Source organism: Streptomyces sp. DH-12 (assembly GCF_002899455.1).
In the GTDB taxonomy this organism is placed as follows: domain Bacteria; phylum Actinomycetota; class Actinomycetes; order Streptomycetales; family Streptomycetaceae; genus Streptomyces.
In genome coordinates this window covers 2,474,563-2,497,591 of sequence record NZ_PPFB01000001.1, presented here as the reverse complement: position 1 = coordinate 2,497,591, position 23,029 = coordinate 2,474,563, and the positions used below count along the sequence as shown (strand labels likewise).

Sequence of the window (23,029 nt, the reverse complement as noted above, 5' to 3'; positions counted from 1 at the left end):
GGAGGGGCGATACAAGTGAGCGCTGGCACCGCGGCGGCCGGACAGGTCGAGCACATGCTGCGCCAGGTGACGCCCGGGCGTTACGACGCCTACGAGGCCTTGCTGCGCGCGCTCGCCACCCCCTCGTCCGGCCGGGTCTGGATGCTGCTCTGGCACGGCCAGGCCGGCTCGCCCGACGCCCAGTACGGGACCATGGAGGTCGACGGCCACGGCTACGCGCCCTGCGTGACCTCCGCCCAGGAACTGTCCGCGAGCGGCTGGAACCGCTCGTACGAGGTGGTGGACGGGCTCGAGGTGGCCCGTGCCCTCTACCCGGACCGCCACGGCCTCTGGCTCAACCCGCACGCGCCCGGCGGGGGCGTCGGCATCCCCTGGCTGGATCTGCGCCGTATCGCCGGCGGCCTCGACCAGCAGCCCGCCGGACCGCTGCGGCTGTCCGAGCCGGCCATCGAGATCCCGCAGTTCTACGCCCTCCTCGCGCAGAACGCCCACCGCACCCCGGCCGTGCGCGCGCTGCGCCGCGCCTGGGTGCAGCCCGCGCTGGGCGCCCCGTACCTCGCCATCGGCCTGGACGTGTACGACACCTCGCCGCCCGCCGTGGAGTCGGTGCGGGCGATGATGCGGCAGTCCCTGCCCGCCGTGCCCGACGGGCTGCCCGTCTCCACCGTCGCCCTGGCCGACGAGCACGACCCGGTGGCGATGTGGCTGCGGGTCAACGCGCGCCCCTTCTACGACCGCGAGGCGCACGCCCCGGCGCCCGCCGCGGGCTACGGCTACCCGCCCGCACACCGCCTCTGACCGGTACGTCCTTCCCGGGCCCCCGGCGCGGCCGACCCGCCGCCGGGGGCTCTCGCGCACGGTGACACAGGGTCACCGTGTCCAGCATGTGGACAGTGTGAGCCGGTTCGGCTCCCGTCCGGGCCCCTCGGCCGCTGATTTCGCGTCAGATTCCGGCGAATGCGCTCAGCTACCTGCCGCTGACCGCCTGTCACCTGCGGTTTCACTGCGTCTTCAAATCATCCGGGGCCTGCGGAACGGCACTTGCCGGGGTGTCACATGTGTCCGGCACGTTAAATCACCCCGCGAAGATGCCGGAAGGATCCCTTATGTCAACCGTTCAGATCTCAGGTAGGTATCACCGCTATCCGGACTGTTCCTGACTCACTGCGAACGTCTGTAGTGTTCGGCCGGTCAAGATGCATCCACATAGCGGACCCGGAGTGGCCCCAGTATGCGCATATTCAAGTCCCGAGCCGCTCGGGCGATCACGGCCGCGGTCGCGGTCGGTCTGATCGCCACGGGCTGCGCCAGCGAGCGGGACAGTGACAACGAGAGCGGCGGCAAGAAGGACACCTTCGTGTTCGCCGGTGCAGGTGACCCGGGTTCCCTGGACCCTGCCCTCGCGAGTGACGGTGAAACCTTCCGGGTGACCCGCCAGGCGTTCGAGGCCCTCCTCGAGCACGAGTCGGGCGGCACCAAGCTGGTCGGCGGCCTGGCCGAGACCTGGTCGAGCAACGACGCGGGCACCGTCTGGACCTTCAACCTCCGCAAGAACGTGAAGTTCCACGACGGCGAGGAGTTCAACGCCGCGGCGGTCTGCGCGAACTACGACCACTGGTTCAACTGGAAGGGCACCTACCAGTCGAGCGCGGTCTCCTACTACTGGCAGACCATCATGGGCGGGTTCGCGAAGAACGAGGACCCGGAGACGCCCGAGGCGAACTACAAGAGCTGCACGGCCAAGGACGAGCACACCGCCGTCATCGAGGTCAAGAAGCCCTCCGCCAACCTCCCCGGCGGCTTCTCGCTGAACGCCCTCGCGATCCACTCGCCGAAGGCCATCGAGGCGTACAAGAAGCAGGACGCCTCGGCCAAGGGTGACGCCATCACGTACCCCAAGTACAGCCAGGAGGCCGGCACGGTCGCCGGCACCGGCCCGTACAAGATCGTCAAGTGGAACAAGGGCAACAAGGAAGTCACCCTCGAGCGCTTCGACGACTACTGGGGCGAGAAGGCGAAGATCAAGAACCTGGTCTTCCGCACCATCGACACCGAGGAGGGCCGCCGCCAGGCGCTCCAGGCCGGTGACATCGACGGCTACGACCTCGTCGCCCCGGCCGACGTCAAGACCCTCGAGGAGCAGGGCTACGTCGTCCCGACCCGTGGCGTCTTCAACCTCTTCTACGTGGGCATGAGCCAGTCGGCGAACCCGGCCCTGAAGAAGAAGGAAGTCCGCCAGGCGATCGCGCAGTCGATCGACAAGGAGAACCTGGTCAAGACCCAGCTGCCCGAGGGCGGCAAGGTCGCCGACCAGTTCATGCCGGACACGATCCAGGGCTACTCCAAGAACGTCACGCAGTACCCCTTCGACCCCGCCAAGGCCAAGCAGCTGCTGAAGAAGGCCGGCGAGGAGAAGCTGCAGATCGAGTTCTGCTACCCGACCGAGGTCACCCGCCCGTACATGCCTGCCCCGCAGGACCTGTTCGAGCTGATGAAGGCCGACCTGGAGAAGTCCGGCATCACGGTCAAGCCGAAGGCCATGAAGTGGGCCCCGGACTACCTGGACGCCACCGAGTCGGGCTCCTGCGCCCTGCACATGCTCGGCTGGACCGGTGACTTCAACGACGGCTACAACTTCATCGGCACCTGGTTCGCCGGGTTCGACAAGCAGTGGGGCTTCAAGGACAAGAAGGTCTTCGACGCGGTGAACGCCGGCTCGAAGATGGGCAAGGCCGAGGAGCGCACCGCCGCCTACCAGAAGGCCAACGAGGTCATCATGGACTACCTGCCGGGTGTCCCGGTCTCGTCCTCCCCGCCGGCCATCGCCTTCGGCAAGAACGTCAACCCGCCGAACGTGTCGCCGCTGACGCAGGAGATCTTCGCCGAAGCCTCCTTCAAGTAGGCGGGAACGGCAGGAAGCCAATAACGGGGGGGTCCGCCCGGCCACCGCAACTCGGCGGCCGGGCGGGTCCATTCATGTAAGACCTCACGCAAGAAAGGGGCATGCGGGGTGCTGCGTCTCGTCGTACGAAGACTGCTCCAGCTCATACCCACGCTGCTCGGCCTGTCGGTTCTGCTCTTCCTGTGGCTCGACCGGCTGCCCGGTGGACCCGCCTCAGCGATCCTGGGGGAAAAGGCCACCGAAGCCGAAGTGGCGCGCATCAACCGTGCGCTCGGGCTCGACCAGCCCGTCTACGTTCAGTACTGGCGCTTCCTCAAGCGCATCTTCGAGCTCGATCTGGGCACCTCCACCCAGACCGGACAGCCGGTGTGGGACGAGTTCGTCCTGCGCTTCCCCGCGACGGTGGAGCTGTCCCTCCTCGCGATCCTCATCGCGGTCGCCGTCGGTGTGCCCCTCGGCTACTTCGCGGCCCGCAACCGCGGCGGGTGGCTCGACGTCAGCGCGGTTTCCGGCTCCCTCGTCGGCATCTGCGTCCCGGTCTTCTTCCTGGCCCTGATCCTCAAGCAGATCTTCGCCGTCCAGCTCGGCATCTTCCCCAGCTACGGACGCCAGGAAACCGGTATCAACGCCACCGACGTGACCGGCTTCGCCGTCCTGGACGGCATCCTCACCGGGGAGTTCGACGCCTCGTTGAGCGCCCTCCACCACCTGGTCCTGCCGGCCGTCGCCCTGGCATCCATCCCGCTCGCCGTCATCGTGCGCATGACCCGCGCCAGCGTGCTCGAGGTGCAGGACGAGGACTACGTCCGCACCGCCGAGGCCAAGGGCCTCAAGCGCAGTGTCGTCCGTAGCCGGCACGTGATGCGCAACGCGCTGCTCCCCGTGGTGACGGCGGTCGGCCTGCTCACCGGCTCCCTGCTGTCCGGCGCGGTCCTGACCGAGTCCGTGTTCTCCTTCGGCGGCATCGGCTCCTTCATCCGGACCGCGATCGACGGCCGTGACTACCCCGTGCTCGTCGGATTCATCATGTTCATCGCGCTGGTTTACGTCTTGATCAACTTGCTGGTGGACCTGGCGTACAGCCTGATCGACCCGAGAGTGCGGGTGCACTAATGAGCGTCGCCACCAAGACCGACAAGATCCAGCGTCTCGCCGAACTGGCCGCGACCAAGGACACCACTACCGGAGCCAGCCTGTGGCGGGAGGCGTTCCGACGTCTCAAGCGCAGCAAGATGGCGATCGTCGGCGCGATCGTCATCGCCGTGTTCATCGTCCTCGCGGTCATCGGGCCGTACATCGCCCCGTACTCGCCGACCGCCCAGACCTGGCGCAACGAGGTCTTCGCCAACCGGGGCGAGTTCGTCGGCATGCGCGGCGAGAACTGGTTCGGACTCGACCACCTCGGCCGGGACATGTTCTCCCGCATGCTGGTGGGCGCCCGTCAGACCCTGCTCGTCGGCGTCGTCGCCACGACGATCGGTCTGATCATCGGCTTCCTGATCGGCGGCCTCGCCGGCGCCTTCGCCACCCTCGGCGGCGACCGGGGCAGGCGCATCGACTCCGTCATCATGCGGTTCATCGACATCATGCTGGCCATGCCCTCGCTGCTGCTGGCCGTGTCCATCGCCGCCGTCATGGGACAGTCGCTGACCACCGTGATGATCGCCGTCGGTGTGGTCCAGATCCCGGTGTTCGCCCGGTTGCTGCGCGGCTCCATGCTGGCCCAGGGCGGTTCGGAGTACGTGCTCGCGGCCAGGTCCCTCGGTGTGCGCAAGCGGCGCATCGTGCTCTCGCAGATCATCCCCAACTCGCTCAGCCCGGTGATCGTGCAGGCCACGCTCTCCCTGGCCACCGCGATCATCGAGGCGGCCGCCCTGTCCTACCTGGGCCTCGGCAACCCCGACCCGGCCATCCCCGAGTGGGGCGTCATGCTCACCCAGGCGCAGCGTTTCTTCGACAACGCGCCGATGATGGCGGTCTACCCCGCCGTCGGCATCATCATCACCGCCCTCGGCTTCACCCTCCTCGGCGAGGCCATGCGGGAAGCCCTCGACCCGAAGCTGAGGGGCTGAACCACCATGTCTCTGCTCACTGTCGACGAACTGACCGTCACCTTCGGCGGCCAGGGCCGCAAGGAGTCCCGGGCGGTCGACGGCGTCTCCTTCGAGGTCGACCAGGGCCAGGTCGTGGGCCTGGTCGGCGAGTCCGGCTGCGGAAAGTCCGTCACCTCGCTCGCCCTGATGGGTCTGCTGCCCGCCAAGGGCCTCACCCTCGGCGGCCGTGCCGAGTTCAACGGCACGGACCTGTTCACGATGAGCCCGTCCGCCCGCCGTGACCTGCGCGGCAGCGAAATGGCGATGATCTTCCAGGACCCGCTGTCCTCGCTGAACCCGGTCGTCCCGATCGGCGTGCAGGTCACCGAGATCCTGGAGCGCCACCGCGGGATGAAGGGGGAGGCCGCCCGCAAGGAGGCCGCCCACCTGCTGGACCGGGTCGGCATCCCCGACCCGACCCGGCGGCTCAAGGAGTACCCGCACCAGCTCTCCGGCGGTATGCGCCAGCGCGCGCTGATCGCCATGGCGGTGGCCTGCGCCCCGCGCCTGCTCATCGCGGACGAGCCCACCACGGCCCTCGACGTGACGATCCAGGCGCAGATCCTGGAGCTGCTGAAGGAGCTCGTGGACCAGGAGGGCACCGCCCTGCTGATGATCACCCACGACCTCGGCGTGGTCGCCGGCCTCTGCGACCAGGTCAACGTGCTCTACGCGGGCAAGGTCGTGGAGTCCGCCGGGCGCCGCGAGCTGTTCGCCCACCCCACCCACCCCTACGCGCACGGACTGCTGGGCTCCATCCCGCGGCTCGACGCGCCCCGGGGCGAGCCGCTCACCCCCATCCGCGGCTCGATCAACGACCGCATCGCCTGGGCCGACGGCTGCGCCTTCGCGCCCCGCTGCGACCGGTACGAGATGGGCTGCCTGACCGGCACCCCGCAGCTCACCGAGCCGCGCGCCGCCGGTCACCAGGTGCGGTGCGTCAACCCCGTACTCGACGACGCGAAGGCCGAGGAGGTCCCCGCATGAGCCTGCTCGAACTGGACGACGTCAAGGTCCACTTCCCCATCAAGAAGGGCGTCCTGTTCGACCGCACGGTCGGCCACGTGTACGCCGTGGACGGGGTGTCCCTGAAGGTCGAGGCCGGCGAGACCTACGGCCTGGTCGGCGAGTCCGGCTGCGGCAAGACCACCCTCGGGCGGTCGGTGCTGCGGCTGGTGGACATCACCGAGGGCTCGGTCGTCCTGGACGGCACCGACCTGGCGAAGCTGCCCGGCGAGGAGATGCGCCGCTTCCGGCGCCGGCTCCAGATGGTCTTCCAGGACCCGCTGGGCTCGCTCAACCCGCGGCAGAACATCGAGTCGATCCTGTCCGAGGGCATGATCGCCCACGGCATCGGCAAGGACCAGGAGGAGCGCCGCGAGAAGATCAAGGCCATCCTGGACAAGGTCGGCCTGCCCTCCAACGCGCTCGCCCGCTACCCGCACGAGTTCTCCGGCGGCCAGCGGCAGCGCATCGGCATCGCCCGCGCCCTCGTCCTCGAACCGGACGTGATCATCTGCGACGAGCCGGTCTCCGCGCTCGACGTGTCGGTCCAGGCCCAGGTCATCAACCTGCTGGAGGAACTCCAGGAGGAACTCGGCCTGACCTACGTGGTGATCGCCCACGACCTCGCGGTGGTCCGCCACATCTCCGACGTGATCGGCGTGATGTACCTGGGCGCGCTGGTCGAGGAGGCGCCGAGCGACGCGCTCTACGCCGAGCCGAAGCACCCGTACACCAAGGCCCTGATGTCGGCCGTGCCGGTGCCCGACCCGGAGGTGGAGGACAAGCGCGAGCGCATCCTGCTCACCGGCGACCTGCCCTCCCCGGCGAACCCGCCCAGCGGCTGCCGGTTCCACACCCGCTGCCCGTGGGCCCAGGCCGAGCGCTGCTCGACCGAGCGCCCCCAGCTGCGGGACATCGGCGGCGGCCACCGGGTGGCGTGCCACTACGCGGAGGACATCGCGTCCGGCAAGCTGCGGCTGACCCAGGGCGAGGTCGTCTCGGCCACCCGCGAGGGCGTCGACGACAACCCGGAGACGGACGTCGTGGCCAAGGACACCGCGGCCGAGGACACCGCGGCCGAGGACACAGCGGTCAAGGACAGCCCGGCCAAGATCCCGGCGCAGGCGGAGAAGGCCTCGAAGAACGAGGAGCCCGCGAAGGCGGAGGAGCCCGCGAAGGCGGAGGAGCCCGTCAAGGCGGAGGAGCCCGTCAAGGCGGAGGAGCCCGTCAAGGCGGAGGAGCCCGTCAAGGCGGAGGAGCCCGTCAAGGCGGAGAAGCCCGTCAAGGCGGAGAAGCCGGCCAAGGCGGAGAAGCCCGTCAAGCCTGAGGCGTCCGAGGAGGAGCCCGAGAAGGCTGTCTGATCGGCATCAGAAAGGACCCCTCACCTTGCTTTGCAAGGTGAGGGGTCCTTTCTGCGCCACACTATGTAAGTGCTTCAGCAACTGTTCAGCCCGTCCGTCCTGCACACGCTCGATCTGATCGGCATCTTCGTCTTCGCCATCTCCGGCGCCCTGCTGGCCGTCCGGAAGAACTTCGACGTGTTCGGGATCGCCGTGCTGGCCGAGATCACCGCCCTGGGCGGCGGTCTCTTCCGCGACCTGATCATCGGCGCGGTGCCGCCCGCCGCCTTCACGGATCTCGGGTACTTCGTCACCCCGCTGCTGGCCACCGTCCTCGTGTTCTTCCTGCACCCGCACGTCGAACGCATCCAGACCGCCGTGAACGTCTTCGACGCGGCCGGCCTCGGCCTCTTCTGCGTCGTCGGCACCACCAAGGCGTACGACTACGGGCTCGGCCTCACCGCCTCCGCCTGTCTGGGCCTGGCCACCGCGGTGGGCGGCGGTGTGCTGCGCGACGTGCTCGCCAACGAGGTGCCCTCGCTGCTGCGCTGGGACCGCGACCTGTACGCGGTGCCCGCCATCGTCGGCGCGACCATGGTCGCCCTGTGCCTGCGCTTCGACATGCTCAACCCGGTGACCAGCACCGCCGCCGCCGCCACCGCCTTCGTGCTGCGACTGCTCGCGATGCGCTACCACTGGCGGGCGCCCCGCGCCTGGCACCGGCGTTCGACGGTCACCGAGGAGCAGCCGCCCGCCTGACCGCAGAGGCGTCACCTCCACCGGGCGGCGCAAAGCTACCGCTTAGTATCATCTTCTTGTACTGTTCACCCATGCCAGAAGCAGCCTCCGCCCAGGCCACCCGGGCCGTCATCGGTGACAGTGAGTTCGACCGCGACACCGCGCTCACCGCGCGAGAACCCGGCGTCTACGACATCGACCTCTCCGCCGGATGGACGATCATCAACGCCGTCAACGGCGGTTACCTGCTGGCCGTCCTGGGCCGCGCGCTCGCGGACACGCTGCCGCACTCCGACCCGTTCACCGTCTCCGCGCACTACCTGACGGCCTCCCAGCCGGGCCCGGCGGTCGTCCGCACCGAGACCGTCCGCACCGGGCGCACGCTGTCCACCGGGCAGGCGTCCCTCTTCCAGCTCGACGAGCGGGGCGACGAGGTGGAGCGCATCCGGGTCCTCGCCTCCTACGGCGACCTGGACTCCCTCCCCGACGACGTCCGGACGACGGCCGCACCGCCCGCGCTGCCGCCGATGGACCGGTGCTTCGGTCCCGAGGACGGCCCCGCCCCGGTCGACGGCAGCTCCGAGATCACCGGCCGGCTGATGCTGAAGCTCGACCCGTCGACGCTCGGCTGGGCCCTCGGACAACCGTCCGGCAAGGGCGAGATGCGGGCCTGGTTCGGTCTCGCCGACGGCCGGGACCCCGACCCGCTGGCGCTGCTGCTCGCGGTGGACGCGCTGCCGCCGACCGCCTTCGAGATGGGCCTGACCGGCTGGGTGCCCACGGTCGAGCTGACCGTCCACGTGCGCTGCCGCCCGGCCCCCGGCCCCCTGCGCGTGTCCGTCACCACCCGCAACCTGGCGGGCGGCTTCCTGGAGGAGGACGCCGAGGTCTGGGACAGCGCCGACCGCCTCGTCGCCCAGTCCCGCCAGCTGGCCCGGGTGCGTCTGGGCTGAGCCGACGACGAGGGGCGGCGGAGGTCATGGACGACCCCCGCCGCCCCTTCGCCGGGTCACCGCCCCCCGGCCGCGGCCGTCCCGTCGAGCCAGTGCCGCCGCCCCACCTGGACCAGCCGCAGCTGACGCGCCGCCACCTCCGACGCCCGCTCCCGGGCCTCGGGCGAACCCGCCGACGCCTCCAGGAGGAGCGAGGCCGTGATCAGCATCTGGTCCATGTGGAGCTGCGCGAGCATCAGCAGGTCCTCGGCGCTCCAGCCCGCCGACTCCGCGTCCCCGGCCAGCGCCTGAGCGACCTCCGCCGTGAACCGCGCCAGCCGCTCCTGTATCGCCTCGCGGACCGGACGCACCCCGCCGTGCCGTTCCCGGGCGATGAACCGTACGTGTGCGGGGTACGCGTCCACATGGCCGGCGATCAGCCCGATGGCGCGCGCGATGCGTTCCTCCCCGTCGCCGGAGGGGGACACCGTCGTCCGGATCACCGGGTGCAGGCTGCCCAGGGCCTCCTCGACCAGTGCCACGCCCAGGTCCTCGACCGACCGGAAGTGCCGGTAGAAGGCGGTCGGCGCGATGCCCGCGGCACGGGCGACCTCACGCAGGCCCAGGCTGCTCAGGCTCTGCCCCTCCAGCAGCCCGAGCGCCGCGTCGAGGAGTGCCTGCCGGGTCTTCCGCTTCTGGGCCTGCCGGATGCCGGTCGTGGGACTCGTGCCCCGCAGTCAACGACTGTTCTCCCCCGTTGAGAAGTGAGGGCGGCGCCGAGAAGTGAGGACGGTGTTGTACTGGGTAGTCAGTGAACAGATGTCACTGCAGTCGTTCACTCGAACAGGGGGGTCCGACCCATGCTGTTCCTCGTCGCCGCGCTCCTGCTGCTGGGCGTCGTCCTCGGCACCGTCGCGCACGCGCCGCTCACCTTCTCCGTCACCGTCGGCGCCGTCATCGCCGTCTGGCTCGGCGTCTTCGCCCTGCGCGAGCGCCAGGGCCGCGACCGCCGCAGCTCGGCGCACTGACCCGCGCGCGTCGCGTCCCGCGTACCGCGCGTCACGGGGACGCACGCCGCCCCTCCGCTCCACCTCCGACCGACCGCAGGAGCCGATCACCATGCAGCTCACCGCACCGGCCGGCCGCCGCACCGGCATCCGCGACACCGACGGCATGGCCGTCGCGTCCTTCGTCCTGGGCCTGCTCGGCCTGCTCGTCCTCAACGTCTTCCTCGGCCCGGCCGCCATCGTGCTGGCGTCCGTCGCCCTGCGGCGGGGCACCGCCCGCCGCGGCCGCGCCCTGCTCGGCCTGGGCCTCGGCATCGCCGACCTCGTCGTCCTCGTCGCGTTCATGCAGGCGGACGGCACGCTCTCCTGGAGCTTCTGACCGGACGCCCCGGCGAGGCCCCCGCAGAGGCGTCGCGTCCTGGCCACCGCGATCCGTGTGTCGTGCACCGGGCCCGTAGAATCGGCCCCACCATGGCTTACCTCGACCACGCCGCGACCACCCCGATGCTGCCCGAGGCGGTCGAGGCGCTCACCGCGCACCTGGGCGTCACCGGCAACGCCTCCTCCCTGCACGCGGCCGGCCGCCGCGCCCGGCGCACCGTCGAGGAGGCCCGCGAGACCCTCGCCGAAGCCCTCGGCGCCCGCCCCAGCGAGATCGTCTTCACCTCCGGCGGCACGGAGGCCGACAACCTCGCCGTGAAGGGCCTGTACTGGGCGCGCCGCGACGCCGACCCGGCCCGCACCCGGGTCCTCGCCAGCCCCGTCGAGCACCACGCCGTCCTCGACGCCGTCCACTGGCTCGGCGAGCACGAGGGCGCCGCCGTCGAGTACCTCCCCGTCGACGCACACGGCCGGGTCCACCCCGAGGCGCTGCGCGAGGCCATCGCCCGCAACCCCGACGACGTCGCCCTCGCCACCGTCATGTGGGCCAACAACGAGATCGGGACGATCCTGCCGGTCGCCGAACTCGCCGCCGTCGCCGCCGAGTTCGGCGTCCCCCTGCACTCCGACGCGGTCCAGGCCTTCGGCCAGGTCCCGGTGGACTTCGCCGCGTCCGGGCTCGCCGCCATGACCGTCTCCGGCCACAAGATCGGCGGCCCGTACGGCATCGGCGCCCTGGTCCTGGGCCGCGAGCACACCCCCGTGCCCGTGCTGCACGGCGGCGGCCAGGAGCGCCACGTCCGCTCCGGCACCCTCGACGTGCCGGCGATCGCCTCGTTCGCGGTCGCCGGGCGGATCGCCGCCGAGCAGCGGGAGCGGTTCGCCCTGGAGGTCGGACGGCTCCGCGACGACCTGGTCGCCGCGGTGCTGGAGGCCGTCCCCGACGCCGTCCTCGCCGGCGACCCCGACCCAGGCGGCCGGCTCCCCGCCAACGCCCACTTCACGTTCCCCGGCTGCGAGGGCGACTCCCTGCTGCTCCTTCTGGACGCCCAGGGCATCGAGTGCTCCACCGGCTCCGCCTGCACCGCCGGCGTCGCCCAGCCCAGCCACGTCCTCCTCGCCACCGGCACCGCCCCCGACCTCGCCCGCGGCACCCTCCGCTTCTCCCTCGGCCACACCTCGACCGACGCCGACGTCGAAGCCCTCGCCAAGGCCATCGGCCCGGCGGTGGAACGCGCGCGGGCGGCGGGTCTGAGCTGAGGCGGCGGGTCCGAGCCGGAGCGGCTTCCGGCGCCCTCCGGGTGACTACGAACCCGGTACGGGGCTCCCCGGGCCTCCTGCCGGGGCGGCCGAGTGCTTCTCCTCCGTCCGTGCCGTCCCGGCGCGGCGGACGAGGCCGAGGTAGCGGTCCCAGTCCCAGTGGGGGCCGGGGTCCGTGTGGTCGGTGCCCGGGACCTCGACGTGGCCGAGGATGTGCTCGCGGTCCACCGGTATGCCGTACCGGGCGCATATCCCGGCCGTGAGGCGGGCCGAGGCCGCGTACATCTCGTCGGTGAAGTCCTCCGGGCGGTCCACGAAGCCCTCGTGCTCGATGCCGACGCTGCGCTCGTTGTAGTCGCGGTTGCCCGCGTGGTACGCCACGTCCAGCTCGCGGATCATCTGCGTGACCCTGCCGTCCTTGCCGACGATGTAGTGCGCCGCCGCCTGGTGGCCCGGGTTCTGGAACGCCCTCACCGCGCTGTCCAGGCTGCCCTGCGTGACGTGCACGATCACCATGTCGATGCCGTAGTCGTCGGGCCGGTCCGCGCCGCGCCAGTTGGCGTCCGAGGCCGCCACCCAGCGGGCGCCCGCGAAGTCGACCGCGCCCGGGGTGCGCGGCTTGTCGACCCCGGGCAGCCGCCACCACAGCCGCGCCAGCTCGTCGCGCGCCAGCGCCGCCGTCCCCGCCGCTGCCGCCAGCCCGCCCACGATCAGGGCACGCCGCCCGATGCGCCGGTCGCCGTCCTCGGATGCTCTTCTGACCCCCATGTGAGCGTGAACGCATATGCGGCGGCCGTGGTTCCCGCGCCCCCGTACCCTGGAGGGGCTATGACTGACACCCCGCAGCCCTCCCGCCCCCTCCGCGTCCTGGCCGCCATGTCCGGAGGCGTCGACTCCGCCGTCGCCGCCGCCCGCGCGGCCGAAGCGGGCCACGACGTGACCGGCGTCCACCTCGCGCTCTCCGCGAACCCCCAGTCGTTCCGCACCGGCGCGCGGGGCTGCTGCACCATCGAGGACTCGCGCGACGCCCGCCGGGCCGCCGACGTCATCGGCATCCCCTTCTACGTGTGGGACCTCGCCGACCGCTTCCGCGAGGACGTCGTCGAGGACTTCGTCGCCGAGTACGAGGCCGGCCGCACCCCCAACCCGTGCCTGCGCTGCAACGAGAAGATCAAGTTCGCCGCGCTGCTCGACAAGGCGCTCGCGCTCGGCTTCGACGCCGTCTGCACCGGCCACTACGCCAAGGTGATCCTCCGCGAGGACGGCACCCGCGAGCTGCACCGCGCCTCGGACCTGGCCAAGGACCAGAGCTACGTCCTCGGCGTGCTCGACGACCGCCAGCTCGCCCACGCCATGTTCCCGCTCGGCGACACGGTCACCACGAAGGAGGAGATCCGCGCGGAGGCCGAGCGCCGCGGACTCTCCGTCGCCAAGAAGCCCGACTCGCACGACATCTGCTTCATCGCCGACGGCGACACCCAGGGCTTCCTCGCCAGGCGTCTCGGCAAGGCGGAGGGCGACATCGTCGACGAGTCCGGCGCCAGGATCGGCACCCACGAGGGCGCCTACGGCTTCACCATCGGCCAGCGCAAGGGCCTCAGGATCGGCACCCCCGCCCCGGACGGCAAGCCGCGCTACGTCCTCGACATCTCCCCGGTGACCAACACCGTCACCGTCGGTCCCGCGGCCGCCCTGGACGTCGGCGCCCTCACCGCCATCCGCCCCCGCTGGTGCGGCGCCGCCCCCACCGGCCCCGGCACCTACACCGCCCAGCTGCGCGCCCACGGCGACGAGACCGAGGTGACGGCGGAACTCGTCGGCGAGGAGCTGCGCGTGCGCTTCACCGAGCCGGTCCGCGGCGTCGCCCCCGGCCAGGCGGTCGTCCTGTACGACGGCACGCGCGTGGTGGGCTCGGCGACGATCGCCTCGACGGAGCGGGCGACGGAGCGGGCCACGACGGTCTGACGCACGGGCGGTCCGGAGCAGGCGCACACGGTCTGTGCGCCGCGGATGCGGGCGGCGCCGTACGGCACAGTCGTGCCGTCCGCTTCCGACGGACCGAGCCCCTGACGCGTCGCGCCACGGACAGGACCACGGCGTCCGCGCCCGCCCGTGCCCGCCGGCCCGGACGCCGGCGGCCCCGCCCGGCCGCCGCCTGCCGGGGCGCCCGGACCGGCGCCGACCGTCCCGGCGCCGACCGCCGGCGCCCGCTGGACACGGGCCCGAAGGCCGCCGCGGACCGGATCACCGCGAGAAGAACTCCGCCAGCACCGGCGCCAGGACATCCGGTTCGGCCATGTGGGTCTGGCCCCCCAGGGTGCGGTACGCGCCCCGGGGGACCGACTCCGCGATCGCCCGCGCCGCCTGACGCATCCACGCGGGACTCGCGTCGCCCGCGATCGACAGCACCGGCACCTCGACCGACGCCAGCATCTCCCGCGGCACGCCCCCGTCGCCCATCACCGCGTCGTCGTACGCCAGGCTCGGCGCCAGTGGCTCCATGCCGGCCCACATCGGCGACTGCCGCGCGCTCCGGATCACCCCGTCGCCCAGTCCGGTGAGCCGGAGGAAGAGCTCCACCGCGTCGCCCCGCCGCCCTTCCTCCAGGGCCGCCGTCAGCCGCTCGGTGTACCGGGCGCGCTCCGCGAGGTGCTCCTCCGACAGGGCGTACGGCGTCTCGTACACCGCGACCTGACGCACGGGCAGCCCGCTCGCCGCCGCCCGCAGCGCCAGCGCGCCGCCCGAGGAGACGCCGTACAGCGCCGCCTCGCCGCCCGTCGCCTCGATCAGCGCCGCCAGGTCCTCCACCTCGCGCTCCACCGCGTACGGCGGCGTGTCACCGCTCGCGCCCCGGCCGCGGCGGTCGTAGACCACCACCCGGAACCGCTCGGAGAGCGGGGCGGCCAGCGGCGCCACCGTGGCGCCCGTGGACATCGCGCCGCTGACGAGGACGATCGTGGCGCCGCGCCCGGCGCTCTCGTAGGCGAGGGAGGTGCCGTCGCGCGAGGAGATGTTCTGGTCCATGTCTCACCAGACTGCCGCACGGCGCGGGAATCGTCGGTGAGGCGGGCGGCGCGTCCGCCGATCGCACCCGACGGGGCGGTCAGTCCGCTTCCACGTCGTGTTCCGCGTCGTAGAAGCACAGGTGGTCCTTGATCGGGGCCACCGCCGGCTTCGGCTCCGGGTACGCCCACACCAGGTCGGGGGCGTCCGGCAGCGACCAGTACGACGCGGTCCCCTTGAACGGGCAGTACGTGTGCGTCGCGGACGGCGTCAGCAGGTCGAGCCGCACGTCCTCGGGCGGGATGTAGTAGCGCACGGGACAGCCCGTCTCGTGCAGCACCAGCGCCCGGTCGCTCTCCGCCAGCACCCGCCCGTCGCGCACCACGCGCACGTGCCGGTCGCCGGGCTCCACGGTGATGCGATGGCCTGTGGTCACGGCGTCCTCCTTCGACAGTCGTCCCACCCCCCTGCAGCGCCCCTCGAGGCGGCCTTCTTCCCGGGCGTAGGCTGACGCCCGTGAACATCTGCGTCTTCCTCTCCGCCGCCGACCTCGCCGACCGCTACACACGCCCCGCGCGGGAGTTCGCGCGCCTGCTCGGCAAGGGCGGCCACACCCTGGTCTGGGGCGGCTCGGACGTCGGTCTGATGAAGGTCGTCGCCGACGGGGTGGAGGAGGCCGGCGGCCGGCTCCTCGGCGTCTCGGTGGAGTTCCTCGCGGCGAAGGCCCGCGACGGCGTCGACGAGATGGTGGTCGCCAAGGACCTCGCCGAGCGCAAGAGGCTGCTGCTGGAGAAGGCCGACGCCGTCGTCATCATGGTGGGCGGCACCGGCACCCTCGACGAGGCGACCGAGATCCTGGAGCTGAAGAAGCACGGTCACACCGACAAGCCGGTGGTGCTGCTCAACACCGCGGGCTTCTACGACGGGCTCAAGGAGCAGTTCCGCCGCATGGAGGACGAGGGCTTCCTGCCCCGCCCGCTCGGCGAACTGGTCTTCTTCGCCGAGGAGCCGGTCGGCGCGCTGGCCCACCTGGAGGAGAGCCTGGGCGTCGCCTGACCCCGCGGTGATGCGAGCATGGCGGTCATGGCTACACATGTGATCACCGGAGCCGGCTCCGGCATCGGCGCGGCCGTCGCGCGCCGCCTGCACGCGCGCGGGGACGACCTCGTGCTCCACGCGCGCGACGCCGGCCGCGCGAAGGAGCTGGCCGCCGAGTTCCCCGGTGCCCGCACCCTGGTCGGCGACCTGGCCGACCCCGACCGGCTGAGCTGGGCGTTCTCCCACCAGTCGCTGCCCGACCGGGTGGACTCGCTGCTGCACGTCGCGGGCGTCGTCGACCTCGGCCCGGTCGGCGACCTCACTCCGAAGAGCTGGCGCCACCAGCTCAACGTCAACCTCGTCGCCCCCGCCGAACTGACCCGCCACTTCCTGCCCCAGCTCCGCGCGAGCCGCGGCCACGTGGTCTTCGTCAACTCCGGCGCCGGCCTGAACGCCCACGCCGACTGGTCCGCCTACGCGGCGTCCAAGCACGGCCTGAAGGCCCTCGCCGACTCCCTCCGGGCGGAGGAGCACGCGGGCGGCGTCCGCGTCACCTCGGTCTACCCCGGCCGCACCGCCAGCCCCATGCAGGCCAAGGTCCATCAGCAGGAGGGCAAGGAGTACGACCCGGCGAAGTGGATCGACCCCGAGTCGGTCGCCACGACGATCGTCATGGCCCTGGACCTCCCGAGGGACGCGGAGGTCAACGACCTGACGGTCCGGCCAGGACGCTGAACTCCTGTGAGCCGGCCCGGTGACTCCAGCCCGTCCGGCGCTTGAGGACGAGGCCCGAAGGGCCGAAGGGGGTCCGGGGCGCAGCCCCAGGGAGGGAAAGGAAGGGGCGGCGGGGGCGAAACCCCCCGCCGCCCCCTGCGTACGCTTCCCGTGTGAACGACACCCTTCACCTCCCACCCGCCTCCGCCACCGGCATCGGCTCCCTCCCCGGCACCGACGCGAGAGAGGCCGCCAAAGCGGCCACCGGCAGCTTCGAGGACTTCCCCCACCTCCCCGAACTCCCCGCGCGCGGCCCCGGCGCCGACATGATCGGCCGCACCGCCGGCCTGCTCGTCGAGCTCTACGCGCGCGTGGAGCCCAGCGGCTGGCGGATCGGCGACCGTCCGGGCCGGGACACCCGCCGCGCCCGCTCCTGGCTCGGCGAGGACCTCGACGCGCTGGAGGAGTTCACGCAGGGCTACGAAGGACTGCTGAAGGTCCAGGCGGTCGGCCCCTGGACCCTCGCCGCGTCCCTGGAGCTGAGGAACGGCGAGGCCGTCCTCTCCGACCCCGGCGCCTGCCGCGACCTCGCCGCCTCCCTCGCCGAGGGCCTGCGCCTGCACCTCGACGAGGTGCGCCGCCGCGTCCCCGGCGCGCGGCTCGTCCTCCAGCTCGACGAACCGTCCCTCACCGCGGTCCTGCGCGGACGGATCAGGACCGCCAGCGGCTACCGCACCCACCGCGCCGTCGACCGGCAGATCGTCGAGTCCGCCCTGCGCGACGTCGTCGGCGTGCACGACGGCGGGCCGGTCGTGGTCCACTCGTGCGCCCCGGACGTCCCGTTCGCCCTGCTGCGCCGCGCCGGAGCGGCGGCGGTCTCGTTCGACCTCTCCCTTCTCACCGAGCGTGACGACGAGGCGATCGGGGAGGCCGTGGAGGCCGGGACCCGGCTGTTCGCCGGCGTCGTGCCGGGCACGGACGGCCCGTTGTCGGACCCTGCCGGTAGCGTCATGGGGGTCAGGACGCTCTGGCGCAGGCTGGGGCTGCGGCCGGGACTTCTCCCGGAGGCGGTCACGGTCACCCCGGCGTGCGGACTCGCGGGGGCGTCCCCGGGGTACGCGCGATCGGCCTACGCCCACTGCGTCCGGGCGGCGAGATCCCTCGCGGACAACCCTGAGTAACGGGAGGACACACGGTGGCCGGCGACAAGCAAGCGGAGACGACGAGCGTGCCCGCACAAGCGCGGGAGCGGCACGCCACGCTCGCCGAGCAGATCGAGGAGCACCGCTTCCGGTACTACGTGAACGACGCGCCCGTCATCAGCGACGCGGAGTTCGACCGCCTCCTGCGCGAGCTCGAGGAGCTGGAGGAGCGCCACCCGGAGCTGCGCACGCCGGAGTCGCCGACCCAGAAGGTCGCCGGCTCCTACGAGACGGAGTTCACCTCCGTCGAGCACCGCTCCCGGATGCTCTCCCTGGACAACACGTTCAACGACGAGGACCTCGCCTCCTGGGCCGACCGCATCCACCGGGAACTGGGCGACCAGACCTACCACTTCCTGTGCGAGCTGAAGGTCGACGGCCTGGCGGTCAACCTCACCTACGAGCGCGGCCGGCTGGTCCGCGCGGCGACCCGCGGCGACGGCCGCACCGGCGAGGACATCACGCCCAACGTCCGCACGATCGCCGAGATCCCGGACCGCCTCAGGGGCGACAAGGTGCCCGACGTCGTGGAGATCCGCGGCGAGGTCTACTTCCCGATGGAGAAGTTCCAGGGGCTCAACGCCCGCCTGGTGGAGGCCGGCGACAAGCCGTTCGCCAACCCGCGCAACGCGGCGGCCGGTTCGCTGCGCCAGAAGGACCCGCGGGTCACCGCCACCCGCCCGCTGCACATGGTGGTGCACGGCATCGGCGTGCTCGAGGGCTACAAGGGCCTGACCCGGCTCTCCCAGGCCTACGACCTGCTGAAGGAGTGGGGCCTGCCGACGTCCCCGCACAACAGGGTGGTCGACGGCCTGGAGGGCGTGCGGGAGTTCATCGCGCACTACGGCGAGAACCGCCACTCGGTGGCGCACGAGATCGACGGCGTCGTGGTCAAGCTCGACGAGATCCCGCTCCAGGGACGCCTCGGCACCACCTCGCGCGCCCCGCGCTGGGCCATCGCGTACAAGTACGCGCCGGAGGAGGTCAACACCAGGCTGGTGAACATCCGGGTGGGCGTCGGCCGCACCGGCCGCGTCACCCCGTACGCGCAGGTCGAGCCGGTGACGGTGGCCGGCTCGGAGGTCGAGTTCGCCACGCTGCACAACCAGGACGTGGTGAAGGCCAAGGGCGTGCTGATCGGCGACACGGTGGTGCTGCGCAAGGCCGGTGACGTCATCCCCGAGATCCTCGGGCCGGTGGCCGACCTGCGGGACGGCAGCGAGCGGGAGTTCGTGATGCCGTCCGAGTGCCCCGAGTGCGGCACTCCGCTGCGGCCGATGAAGGAGGGCGACGTCGACCTGCGCTGCCCCAACGCCCGTACGTGCCCGGCCCAGTTGCGCGAGCGGCTGTTCTACCTCGCCGGCCGCAAGGCGCTGGACATCGAGCACTTCGGGTACGTCGCCGCCACGGCGCTCACCAGCCCGCTGGAGCCGAAGGAGCCGCCGCTGAAGGACGAGGGCGACCTGTTCGACCTCACCGTCGAGCAGCTGCTGCCCATCAAGGCGTACGTTCTCGACCAGGACAGCGGGCTGCCCAAGCGGGACCCGAAGACCGGCGAGGAGAAGATCGTCACGGTCTTCGCCAACCAGGAGGGCGCCCCGAAGAAGAACGCCCTGGCGATGCTGGAGAACATCGCGGCGGCCAAGGACCGCCCGCTGGCCCGGATGCTCACCGCGCTGTCGATCCGTCACGTCGGCCCGGTGGCGGCGGAGGCGCTGGCCCGCGAGTTCCGGTCCGTCGACCGCATCGAGCAGGCGTCGGAGGAGGAACTGGCTGCCACCCCGGGCGTCGGCGAGATCATCGCCGCCTCGCTCAAGCAGTGGTTCGCCGAGGACTGGCACCGGGAGATCATCCGCAAGTGGAAGGCGGCCGGCGTCCGCATGGAGGACGAGCGGTCCGGCGAGGACGAGGGCCCCCGTCCGCTCGAAGGACTCACGGTCGTGGTGACGGGGACGCTGGAGAACTTCACCCGGGATGGCGCGAAAGAGGCGCTGCAGAACCGGGGCGCCAAGGTGACCGGATCGGTGTCCAAGAAGACGTCGTTCGTCGTCGTGGGCGACAACCCCGGGTCGAAATATGACAAAGCGATGCAGTTGAAGGTGCCGGTTCTGAACGAGGACGGTTTCACGGTGCTTCTGGAGCAGGGGCCCGACGCCGCGGCCGACGCCGCTCTTTCGGCCGAGGAGTAACGGTTGAAGACCACCTGATCGGCGCATACCAGATGCATACGGGTGGCTGGGGCGCATTCGGGCAACCGTCGACGACCGGTGCCCGTACAAGCCTTCCGCGGCCTACTGTTGAGATGTGCGCCTGCCGTGCCCAGTTGCGGCCGGGGCAACCCCCGTACCCGTGACGGGTCCGGGGAAGGGCTTTCCACGGCGGAGCCGCTGAGGGATGTCGGGCATCGGGCCGCGTGGCGTGGGCACCGCCGGCTGTGAGAGGGACGGGAATGGAACCGACCGAGAGCGCCGCCCCGGGCTCACGGCTGCGCCTGCGCCGCCTGGCGGTCGCCCGGCGGCGCGGCCGTGAGGACGGGCGGCCCGCGCAGCGACCGGACGCGCGGGGGCACGCCGGGGCGGGCGCCGCGGACGCGCGCGGCGCCGGCGCGGCACGCCCGGCCGGCGGGCACGGTATCGGAGAGGCCGGCGCGGAGACCGAACGGCACCCGTCCTGGCCCGCGTTGCCCACCGCGGTCGTCGCGGCGGCCGGCTTCGTCCTCGGCGCCGGCTTCCTGCGGGCCTTCACCGGAGGGCACGCCCTCTTCCCGTCCGGCACCGTCGGCTGGTCGCTGGCGGTGCTCACCGGCATCGTCGTCGGCCACCTCGTGATGCTGGGCCGCTCCCGCTGGTGGGGCGGCACCGGCTCCGGCGCGGCCCTCACCCTCGCCGTGCTGCTGCTCTACGGCTGGGTCCCGGCCGGCATGGTCAGCCTCACCGTCGTCGTCCTGGTCGGCATAGCCCGCCGGGGCCGGTGGCGGCAGGGCGTGCTGCACGGCGCGGTCGACCTGCTCGGCATCGGCGCCGGAGCGCTCGTCCTGGCCGCCTTCGGCACCGTGCCGTCCGTCGAGTCGCCGTCCACCCCGGACACCTGGACCCTGTACACCGGTCCCGGGGTGGTGCTCGTCGCCGCCGTCTATCTCTCGGTCACCCGCACCCTGTTGTGGTACCTGCACACCCCCCGCTCGGGACTGCCCACCGTCGCCCGCACCGCCCTGGTCCGCCAGGGCCTCGTCGCGGTCGCCCTGCTCGGCATCGCCCCGCTGGTGTGCGTGGTCGCCGACGCCAAGCCCGTCCTGCTGCCGCTGTTCGCCATCCCGCTGATCGCCCTCGACTCCACCCTGTGGATAGCCCGCGCGCGGGCCGAGGAGCAGCTGCGCGACCCGCTGACCGGGCTGCCCAACCGGCAGTGGCTGCAGGAGCGCATCTGGACCGCGCTGGACGACGCGGAGCGGGCCGGCTCCCGCGCCGCGCTCATGCTCATCGACCTCGACCGCTTCCGGTCGGTCAACGACACCCTCGGCCATCTCGCCGGCGACCGGCTGCTGCTGCAGATCGCCGACCGGCTGAGACTGGCCCTGCCGCGCGGGGCGGAGGCCGCGCGGCTCGGCGGCGACGAGTTCGCCGTGTTACTGCCCGCCGCGGACTCCACGACGTCCGCGACCCGCGCCGCCCGTGGTCTCGTCGCGGCCCTCAGCTCCCCGCTCGACCTCGACGGGCTCACCCTCGTCCTGGAGGCGAGCGCGGGAGTCGCCGTCTTCCCGGACCACGCGGCCGACGCCGAAGGGCTGCTGCGACGGGCGGACGTGGCGATGTACCAGGCGAAGCGGGACCGCACGGGGGTCGAGGCGTACGAGTCCAAGCGGGACTCCAACACCCCCGACCGGCTGGGCCTGCTGGGCGATCTGCGCCGCGCCCTCGACGCGCACGAGGTGGAGCTGCACTACCAGCCGAAGGTCCGCTTCGACGGCCAGGTCTCCGGCCTCGAGGCGCTGGTGCGGTGGGTGCACCCGGAGCGCGGCCGGGTCCCCCCGGACGAGTTCATAGCGATGGCCGAGTCGTCCGGGCTGATGCCGCAGCTCACCGAGTACGTGCTGGAGACCGCGCTCGGGCAGGTCGCCGAGTGGCGCTCCCAGGGGTTGTTCGTCCCGGTCGCCGTCAACGTCTCGCCGCGTGACGTCCACAGCCCCGGCTTCGCCGGCTCCGTCGCCGCACGGCTGGCCCGGTACGGGGTGCCCGCGGGCGCGCTCCAGCTGGAGATCACCGAGCACGTGCTGCTGGAGGACCCGACGCGGGCCGCCGACACGCTCAACGCGCTGACCGGGCACGGCGTGAAGATGTCCCTCGACGACTTCGGCACCGGCTACTCGTCGCTGGTGCATCTGCGGCGGCTGCCGGTGAGCGAGCTGAAGATTGACCGCTCGTTCGTGGCGCGGCTGGCGTTCGACGCGGAGGACGCGGAGATCGTGCGCTGCACCATCGACCTGGCCCACTCGCTGGGCCTGCTGGTGGTCGCGGAGGGCGTCGAGGACGACGAGACCTGGGAACGCCTCCGCGACCTGCGCTGCGACGCGGTCCAGGGCTGGCTGGTCGCAGCGGCGATGCCCCCGGACGAGACGACGGCCTGGCTCCTCGCCCGGGGCTCCCGAGGCTGGCAACGCCCGGCGGCGGCACTCCCCGCGGCGACGGGCACGGCGGAGGACTAGGCGTCCGAGGGCCGGGGCGCGCGAGGGCCGGGGCGCGAGCCCTCGGGCTCCGAGGGTCAGGACCTGGGAGGGGAAGGCCAGGGGGCCCGAGGCCGGGCTTCCGGGGGCCGGACACACCCGAGGGCGAGGACGCCCGGGTGGCCGGGCGACCGAAAGGCGGCTGAGGAACGGCCGGAGGACGCCCGCCGGCAGGCGGCGTGACGCCGTGAACCGGGAGGCGCAGCGGCCGGCCGCGGGGACGTCCGGGACCCGGGTGCCCGAGGGCGAGGCCCTCCGGACGGCGTGGGACGCCGGGGCCGGGAGGGGCCGGACGGCCGTGGTGACCGGTGGCCGGGGAAGGGTTTCACGGGCACGCCCGCCCGCCCCATAGGATTGGTCCCAAACCACACACACTCACCCCAGAGGATCGCTGCATGCCTGGCATCACGCGCGAGGAGGTCGCCCACCTCGCCCGGCTGGCGCGTCTGGAGCTGAAGCCCGAAGAGCTCGACCACTTCGCAGGCCAGCTCGACGACATCATCGGCGCGGTCGCCCGCGTCGGCGAGGTCGCCGACCAAGACGTACCGCCGACCTCGCACCCGCTCCCGCTGACGAACGTCATGCGGGCCGACGAGGTCCGTCCCTCGCTCACCCCCGAGCAGGCGCTCTCCGGCGCCCCGGCCCAGGAGCAGCAGCGTTTCAAGGTGCCGCAGATCCTGGGGGAGGAGTAGAA

22 protein-coding genes are annotated in these 23,029 nt (G+C 72.2%); 18 read left to right on the top strand and 4 right to left on the bottom strand.

The features are described from left to right. Positions 1-15 precede the first annotated feature (15 nt). The 8 genes from C1708_RS09985 to C1708_RS09950 all read left to right on the top strand — a co-directional run bounded on the left by C1708_RS09985 (position 16) and on the right by C1708_RS09950 (position 9,031). Entirely contained in the window at positions 16-798 is a 783-nt protein-coding gene (locus C1708_RS09985) for an enhanced serine sensitivity protein SseB C-terminal domain-containing protein (protein ID WP_241911213.1), read from the top strand. Between the two features lie 433 nt (positions 799-1,231). Next, entirely contained in the window at positions 1,232-2,902 is a 1,671-nt protein-coding gene (locus tag C1708_RS09980) for an ABC transporter substrate-binding protein (protein ID WP_106412325.1), read from the top strand. A gap of 108 nt (positions 2,903-3,010) precedes the next feature. Further along, positions 3,011-4,015: an ABC transporter permease gene (locus C1708_RS09975; protein ID WP_106412324.1), complete on the top strand. Its 1,005-nt coding sequence runs from the start codon at positions 3,011-3,013 to the stop codon at positions 4,013-4,015. Then, positions 4,015-4,974: an ABC transporter permease gene (locus tag C1708_RS09970; protein ID WP_106412323.1), complete on the top strand. Its 960-nt coding sequence runs from the start codon at positions 4,015-4,017 to the stop codon at positions 4,972-4,974. Before C1708_RS09975 ends, C1708_RS09970 begins: the two co-directional genes overlap by 1 nt. A gap of 6 nt (positions 4,975-4,980) precedes the next feature. Continuing rightward, complete coding sequence (locus tag C1708_RS09965) at positions 4,981-5,982, top strand: ABC transporter ATP-binding protein (protein ID WP_106412322.1); 1,002 nt, start codon at positions 4,981-4,983, stop codon at positions 5,980-5,982. Then, positions 5,979-7,361 carry an ABC transporter ATP-binding protein gene (locus tag C1708_RS09960; RefSeq protein ID WP_106412321.1) on the top strand — a complete coding sequence of 461 codons (1,383 nt, stop codon included), beginning with the start codon at positions 5,979-5,981 and terminating at the stop codon, positions 7,359-7,361. Before C1708_RS09965 ends, C1708_RS09960 begins: the two co-directional genes overlap by 4 nt. A 69-nt stretch (positions 7,362-7,430) precedes the next feature. After that, positions 7,431-8,099, top strand: a complete 669-nt coding sequence (locus C1708_RS09955) for a trimeric intracellular cation channel family protein (protein ID WP_106412320.1) — start codon at positions 7,431-7,433, stop codon at positions 8,097-8,099. Positions 8,100-8,170: 71 nt separating this feature from the next. Beyond that, positions 8,171-9,031, top strand: coding sequence for a thioesterase family protein (locus C1708_RS09950; protein ID WP_106412319.1), 861 nt, complete (start codon positions 8,171-8,173; stop codon positions 9,029-9,031). 56 nt (positions 9,032-9,087) lie between these two features. Here C1708_RS09950 and C1708_RS09945 read toward each other — a convergent pair whose 3' ends face one another. Continuing rightward, positions 9,088-9,747, bottom strand: a complete 660-nt coding sequence (locus C1708_RS09945; RefSeq protein ID WP_106412318.1) for a TetR family transcriptional regulator — start codon at positions 9,745-9,747, stop codon at positions 9,088-9,090. Positions 9,748-9,870: 123 nt separating this feature from the next. Here C1708_RS09945 and C1708_RS09940 point away from each other — a divergent pair, with 123 nt between their 5' ends. From C1708_RS09940 to C1708_RS09930, 3 genes are all read left to right on the top strand, one after another. Beyond that, positions 9,871-10,038: a hypothetical protein gene (locus C1708_RS09940; RefSeq protein WP_106412317.1), complete on the top strand. Its 168-nt coding sequence runs from the start codon at positions 9,871-9,873 to the stop codon at positions 10,036-10,038. Between the two features lie 91 nt (positions 10,039-10,129). Beyond that, complete coding sequence (locus tag C1708_RS09935; RefSeq protein ID WP_106412316.1) at positions 10,130-10,396, top strand: DUF4190 domain-containing protein; 267 nt, start codon at positions 10,130-10,132, stop codon at positions 10,394-10,396. Between the two features lie 92 nt (positions 10,397-10,488). Then, positions 10,489-11,658 (top strand): cysteine desulfurase family protein, encoded by a 1,170-nt coding sequence (locus C1708_RS09930; protein ID WP_106412315.1) that lies wholly within the window; start codon positions 10,489-10,491, stop codon positions 11,656-11,658. A gap of 45 nt (positions 11,659-11,703) precedes the next feature. Here C1708_RS09930 and C1708_RS09925 read toward each other — a convergent pair whose 3' ends face one another. Continuing rightward, the gene (locus C1708_RS09925) at positions 11,704-12,426 is read right to left on the bottom strand and encodes an N-acetylmuramoyl-L-alanine amidase (RefSeq protein WP_106412314.1); all 723 of its coding nucleotides are present in this window, start codon (positions 12,424-12,426) and stop codon (positions 11,704-11,706) included. Between the two features lie 60 nt (positions 12,427-12,486). On the opposite strand from C1708_RS09925, the gene mnmA reads away from it, so the two are divergent. After that, positions 12,487-13,623, top strand: a complete 1,137-nt coding sequence (mnmA, locus tag C1708_RS09920; protein WP_106412313.1) for a tRNA 2-thiouridine(34) synthase MnmA — start codon at positions 12,487-12,489, stop codon at positions 13,621-13,623. 279 nt (positions 13,624-13,902) lie between these two features. Here the strand turns inward: mnmA and C1708_RS09915 are convergent, their stop codons facing one another. Next, positions 13,903-14,682 carry an alpha/beta fold hydrolase gene (locus tag C1708_RS09915; RefSeq protein ID WP_106412312.1) on the bottom strand — a complete coding sequence of 260 codons (780 nt, stop codon included), beginning with the start codon at positions 14,680-14,682 and terminating at the stop codon, positions 13,903-13,905. A 79-nt stretch (positions 14,683-14,761) separates the two neighbouring features. Next, positions 14,762-15,097 carry a DUF427 domain-containing protein gene (locus tag C1708_RS09910; protein WP_198602448.1) on the bottom strand — a complete coding sequence of 112 codons (336 nt, stop codon included), beginning with the start codon at positions 15,095-15,097 and terminating at the stop codon, positions 14,762-14,764. Between the two features lie 80 nt (positions 15,098-15,177). On the opposite strand from C1708_RS09910, the gene C1708_RS09905 reads away from it, so the two are divergent. The 6 genes from C1708_RS09905 to gatC all read left to right on the top strand — a co-directional run bounded on the left by C1708_RS09905 (position 15,178) and on the right by gatC (position 23,027). Next, positions 15,178-15,717, top strand: coding sequence for an LOG family protein (locus C1708_RS09905; RefSeq protein WP_198602447.1), 540 nt, complete (start codon positions 15,178-15,180; stop codon positions 15,715-15,717). Positions 15,718-15,735: 18 nt separating this feature from the next. Further along, the gene (locus C1708_RS09900) at positions 15,736-16,434 is read left to right on the top strand and encodes an SDR family oxidoreductase (RefSeq protein WP_106412310.1); all 699 of its coding nucleotides are present in this window, start codon (positions 15,736-15,738) and stop codon (positions 16,432-16,434) included. 152 nt (positions 16,435-16,586) lie between these two features. Then, positions 16,587-17,594, top strand: a complete 1,008-nt coding sequence (locus tag C1708_RS09895; RefSeq protein WP_106412309.1) for a methionine synthase — start codon at positions 16,587-16,589, stop codon at positions 17,592-17,594. 14 nt (positions 17,595-17,608) lie between these two features. Beyond that, entirely contained in the window at positions 17,609-19,804 is a 2,196-nt protein-coding gene (ligA, locus tag C1708_RS09890) for an NAD-dependent DNA ligase LigA (protein ID WP_106412308.1), read from the top strand. Positions 19,805-20,064: 260 nt separating this feature from the next. After that, the gene (locus C1708_RS09885; protein ID WP_106412307.1) at positions 20,065-22,317 is read left to right on the top strand and encodes a putative bifunctional diguanylate cyclase/phosphodiesterase; all 2,253 of its coding nucleotides are present in this window, start codon (positions 20,065-20,067) and stop codon (positions 22,315-22,317) included. 413 nt (positions 22,318-22,730) lie between these two features. Beyond that, complete coding sequence (gene gatC, locus C1708_RS09880; protein WP_030421655.1) at positions 22,731-23,027, top strand: Asp-tRNA(Asn)/Glu-tRNA(Gln) amidotransferase subunit GatC; 297 nt, start codon at positions 22,731-22,733, stop codon at positions 23,025-23,027. Positions 23,028-23,029: the final 2 nt, after the last annotated feature.

Coding starts and splice junctions, on each gene's coding strand:
- C1708_RS09940 (WP_106412317.1), top strand. CDS start 9,871: ATGCTGTTCCTCGTCGCCGCGCTCCTGCTGCTGGGCGTCGTCCTCGGC.
- C1708_RS09960 (WP_106412321.1), top strand. CDS start 5,979: ATGAGCCTGCTCGAACTGGACGACGTCAAGGTCCACTTCCCCATCAAG.
- gatC (WP_030421655.1), top strand. CDS start 22,731: ATGCCTGGCATCACGCGCGAGGAGGTCGCCCACCTCGCCCGGCTGGCG.
- C1708_RS09935 (WP_106412316.1), top strand. CDS start 10,130: ATGCAGCTCACCGCACCGGCCGGCCGCCGCACCGGCATCCGCGACACC.
- C1708_RS09965 (WP_106412322.1), top strand. CDS start 4,981: ATGTCTCTGCTCACTGTCGACGAACTGACCGTCACCTTCGGCGGCCAG.
- mnmA (WP_106412313.1), top strand. CDS start 12,487: ATGACTGACACCCCGCAGCCCTCCCGCCCCCTCCGCGTCCTGGCCGCC.
- C1708_RS09925 (WP_106412314.1), bottom strand. CDS start 12,426: ATGGGGGTCAGAAGAGCATCCGAGGACGGCGACCGGCGCATCGGGCGG.
- C1708_RS09980 (WP_106412325.1), top strand. CDS start 1,232: ATGCGCATATTCAAGTCCCGAGCCGCTCGGGCGATCACGGCCGCGGTC.
- C1708_RS09970 (WP_106412323.1), top strand. CDS start 4,015: ATGAGCGTCGCCACCAAGACCGACAAGATCCAGCGTCTCGCCGAACTG.
- C1708_RS09885 (WP_106412307.1), top strand. CDS start 20,065: ATGGAACCGACCGAGAGCGCCGCCCCGGGCTCACGGCTGCGCCTGCGC.
- C1708_RS09915 (WP_106412312.1), bottom strand. CDS start 14,682: ATGGACCAGAACATCTCCTCGCGCGACGGCACCTCCCTCGCCTACGAG.
- C1708_RS09950 (WP_106412319.1), top strand. CDS start 8,171: ATGCCAGAAGCAGCCTCCGCCCAGGCCACCCGGGCCGTCATCGGTGAC.
- C1708_RS09930 (WP_106412315.1), top strand. CDS start 10,489: ATGGCTTACCTCGACCACGCCGCGACCACCCCGATGCTGCCCGAGGCG.
- C1708_RS09900 (WP_106412310.1), top strand. CDS start 15,736: ATGGCGGTCATGGCTACACATGTGATCACCGGAGCCGGCTCCGGCATC.